4 protein-coding genes and 1 pseudogene are annotated in these 3,631 nt (G+C 70.2%); 2 read left to right on the forward strand and 3 right to left on the reverse strand.

Annotated elements, in window-relative coordinates; genetic code table 11:
* From I59_RS23570 to I59_RS13800, 3 genes and pseudogenes are all read right to left on the reverse strand, one after another.
* Positions 1-283: pseudogene (locus tag I59_RS23570) on the reverse strand (cation transporter); the annotation flags it as partial.
* A complete protein-coding gene (locus I59_RS13795) occupies positions 280-633 on the reverse strand; it encodes a metalloregulator ArsR/SmtB family transcription factor (protein WP_031273840.1) in 354 nt (117 codons plus the stop codon). The gene I59_RS13795 and the pseudogene I59_RS23570, both read right to left, overlap by 4 nt.
* Positions 634-721: 88 nt before the next feature.
* A complete protein-coding gene (locus I59_RS13800; protein WP_022904372.1) occupies positions 722-940 on the reverse strand; it encodes a hypothetical protein in 219 nt (72 codons plus the stop codon).
* A gap of 202 nt (positions 941-1,142) precedes the next feature.
* Between I59_RS13800 and I59_RS23190 the strand changes: the two genes are divergently transcribed.
* Both I59_RS23190 and I59_RS13815 read left to right on the forward strand, forming a co-directional pair.
* On the forward strand, positions 1,143-3,134 hold the full coding sequence (locus I59_RS23190) for a glycosyltransferase (RefSeq protein WP_022904373.1): 1,992 nt from the start codon (positions 1,143-1,145) through the stop codon (positions 3,132-3,134).
* On the forward strand, positions 3,131-3,631 hold a 501-nt coding region (locus tag I59_RS13815), incomplete at its 3' end, for a hypothetical protein (RefSeq protein WP_031273842.1). The genes I59_RS23190 and I59_RS13815, both read left to right, overlap by 4 nt.

Raw genomic sequence — 3,631 nt, forward strand, 5'->3', positions numbered from 1 at the left:
GCACCGAGCCGGTGAACGCCACGATGACGGCTTGCACGACCGTCGTGGCGAGGAGCACGACGAGACTGACCTTGAGGGCGCGGACACCGGCGGTGCTGGCCTCGAGGGCGTCGTCGATGGAGTCGGCGGCGTCGTGGGTGTGCGGGACGAAGAGGTCGAAGAGGAAGCCGCGGACGCCGCCGTGGGGGTGGTCGTGGCCGTCGTGCTCGTGCCCGTCGTGCTGCGCGCTGCCGTGCGAGTGCGAGTGCGAGTGCGAGTGCTCGTGATCCGGTCGCTGCCTCATGCGCGCGTGCGGTGGTGCGGTGCCGCGCCGACGACGTGCTCGGCCTGCTTCACGGCGTCGATCACGAGTTCGGAGGCGTGCTCGTCGGTGAGGCGGTAGAAGACGGTCGTCCCCTCGCGCCGGGTGGACACCATGCGCGCGAGCCGCAGCTTCGCGAGGTGCTGCGAGACCGCAGCCGGGCTCTTGTCCACCACGTCGGCGAGGTGGTTGACGCTCATCTCCTCCGCGTTCCGGAGCGCGAGGACGATCTTGACGCGGGTGGCGTCGGCGAGCATCGCGAAGACCTCGACCGCGAGTTCGACGTACTCGGACTCGGGGTCGAGACCGCACACCTGCTTGTCTACGTGCATACGCAGATAGTAGGTGATGGCGATCTCGGCCACAACCCGGCCGAGCACCGCGCCCGCGATGGCAGACGGACAGTGCGACCGCGACCGGTCAGCGCCCGTCGCGCGCGGCCCGGGCCGTGAGCCAGAGGTACGTGGCGTGCCCGGCGAGCGCCAGGCCGAAGAAGATCGCCGCGACCGCGTACACCCGGTCGAGCTTGCCCTGGCCGATCACGAGCATGACGATGCAGAACAGCACGGCCGCGGAGAGCACGGCGACCTGCACGGTCGACCAGAACTTGCGGAAGCGGGGCATGCCGGTGAAGCTCACCGGACCATCCTCGCGCACGATCGACCGGGACGCGACCCGCCGAGGGGCGGGCTGTGCACAGACCGGTCGGGCCGTTCGTACCCCGTGTGAACGGCAGGTGTCGCCAACCTGGCAAAGACCTGGCATCGTCGGGACCGGACCAAACCGGTCCCGACGAGTCCCCCGAATCGGGGGCATGACCTCGACCGATACCCCCGTTCTGGTGTCACCCGAGACCGAGGCCCCCACTCCGGTCCGTGCTGCCCGCGCAGCGCGCCTGCTCACCCTCGGACGCCAACTGGCGTCCTTCGGCACCATCGGCGCCGTCTGCTTCGTCATCGACCTCGCCGTGTACAACGTCCTCCGCGCCACCGTCCTGCCCGACAGCCCGATCTGGGCGAAGGTCGTGTCGGCGGTGGTCTCGACGGCGGTCGCGTGGCTCGCGAACCGGTCCATCACCTTCCGTTCCGAGCGCGGCGTCGACCGCCGCGCCACCGTCCGCGAGGGGCTGCTCTTCGCCCTCGCGAACCTTGTCGGCCTCTTCATCGCGGCCGCCTGCCTGTTCGTCTCGCACTACGTCCTCGGGTTCCGATCCACCCTCGCCGACAACGTCGCCGGCAACGGGGTCGGCCTGGTCCTCGGCACAGCGTTCCGCTTCGCCGCGTACAAGGCCCTCGTCTTCGTTTCACTGACGCTCGTCCCCGAAGGAGGCTTCGGCCTGATGACGACCACCCTCTCCGCCGCGCTGGTCACCGCCGCCGGTCCGCTCCTGCAGCCCGGCTCCCCCGCCACGTCCGGCACCGTGCCGAACCGCGGCACCACGAACGTCCCGACGGGAGGCTCGGGTCAGCTCCCGCACGCCGCCTGGTCGCTGGGCGAGTGGATCGGGTACTCCGCCCTGATCGTCGTCTCCGTGCTCCTCACGCTGGTCGCGCTGTCGACCCTGTGGTGGATGCTGCACGCCTGGCGCTCGCGCGACGCGCTCAAGGCCACCCGCTTCAGCGAGACGCCGCGGCCCGCGGCGCACCGCTTCACGCTGCTGGTGCCGGGTCGGCACGAGCAGGACGTGATGGGCCAGACGCTCGACATGCTCGCCACGCAGGACCACCCCGACTTCGAGATCATCGCGATCGTCGGCGAGGACGACCCGGAGACCGACGCGGTCGTCCGCGCCGCCGCCGCGCGCCACCCCGAGCTCATCCGGGTCGTCGTGGACGACACCGCGCCGAAGAACAAGCCGAAGGCGATGAACCTCGCCCTCCAGTACGCCACGGGCGACATCGTCGGTGTGTTCGACGCCGAGGACGAGGTCTACCCGCACCTGCTGACGCTCGTCGACTCCCGCTTCCAGGAGACCGGTGCGGACGTCGTGCAGGGCGGCGTGCAGCTCATGAACTTCAAGTCGAGCTGGTGGTCGCTCCGGAACGTGCTCGAGTACTACTTCTGGTTCCGCTCGCGCCTGCACTTCCACGCCGAGTCGAAGTTCATCCCGCTCGGCGGCAACACGGTCTTCGTGACCCGCGAGCGCCTCGAGTGGTCGAACGGCTGGGACGCGCACTGCCTCGCCGAGGACTGCGAGCTGGGCGTCCGCCTGAGCGCCGACAACGCCAAGGTCGTCGTCGCGTACTCGCCGGAGGCCGTCACCCGCGAGGAGACCCCGCCGACCTTCGCGTCCCTGCTCAAGCAGCGGACGCGGTGGAACCAGGGCTTCCTCCAGGTGCTCGGCAAGGGCGAGTGGAAGAAGCTCCCGACCCGCAAGCAGCGCTTCTTCGCGCGCTACCTGCTCACGATGCCCTTCATCCAGGCCGCGACCGGTCTGCTGATCCCGCTGAGCGTCCTGATGATCGCGTTCGTCAAGGTCCCGACGTCGATCGCCCTCATCTCGTTCATCCCGCTCGCCCCGACCCTCATGCTGCTGGCCGTCGAGATCGTCGGCCTCGGTGAGTTCGGGCGGCTGTACAAGGAGAAGGTCCGGGTCCGCGACTACGTGAAGCTCGTCCTCGGCCTGATCCCGTACCAGGTGTTCCTCGCCGCGGCGGCCGTCCGCGCCGTCGTCCGGCACGTCCAGGGCCAGAACGGCTGGGAGAAGACGGAGCACACCGGGCAGCACCGCACGCCCGCTCCCGAGGTCGTCGGCTTCCCCAGCGCCGTGACCGAGACGGCGACCGAGTCCGCCGACGCCCGTGAGCTGCAGACCACCGGAGGAACCCGATGACCGCCAGCATGACGAACACCACCGGCATCCCGATCCGGGGCGCCGTCGCCCGCAGCGGCGCGGCCGGCTGGGTCCGCCGTCACGCGGTCAGCCTCGCCTGGCTGCTCCCCGTCCTCGCCGTCGCCGCGGCCGTGCAGCTCTGGAACATGTCCGGGACGCCGCAGCGCATCGACGACGAGGGGACCTACACCGCTCAGGCCTGGGCCATCACGAACCTCGGCGAGCTCACGCACTACACGTACTGGTACGACCACCCGCCGCTGGGCTGGATCCAGATCGCGGCGTACACGTCCGTGACGGGCGCGTTCGCCCGCTACCCGTTCGCCGTCGAGGCGGCGCGTGAGTCGATAGTGTTCTTCACCGCCGTCTCGAGCGTGCTGCTCTTCGTGCTCGCGCGCCGACTCGGCACCGCCCGTCCGACCGCGGCGATCGCCGTGCTCGTGTTCGCGCTGTCCCCGCTCGCGCTGCAGTACCACCGCACCGTCTACATCGACAAC

Source organism: Curtobacterium sp. B8, from assembly GCF_000333315.1.
In the GTDB taxonomy this organism is placed as follows: Bacteria; Actinomycetota; Actinomycetes; order Actinomycetales; family Microbacteriaceae; genus Curtobacterium; species Curtobacterium luteum.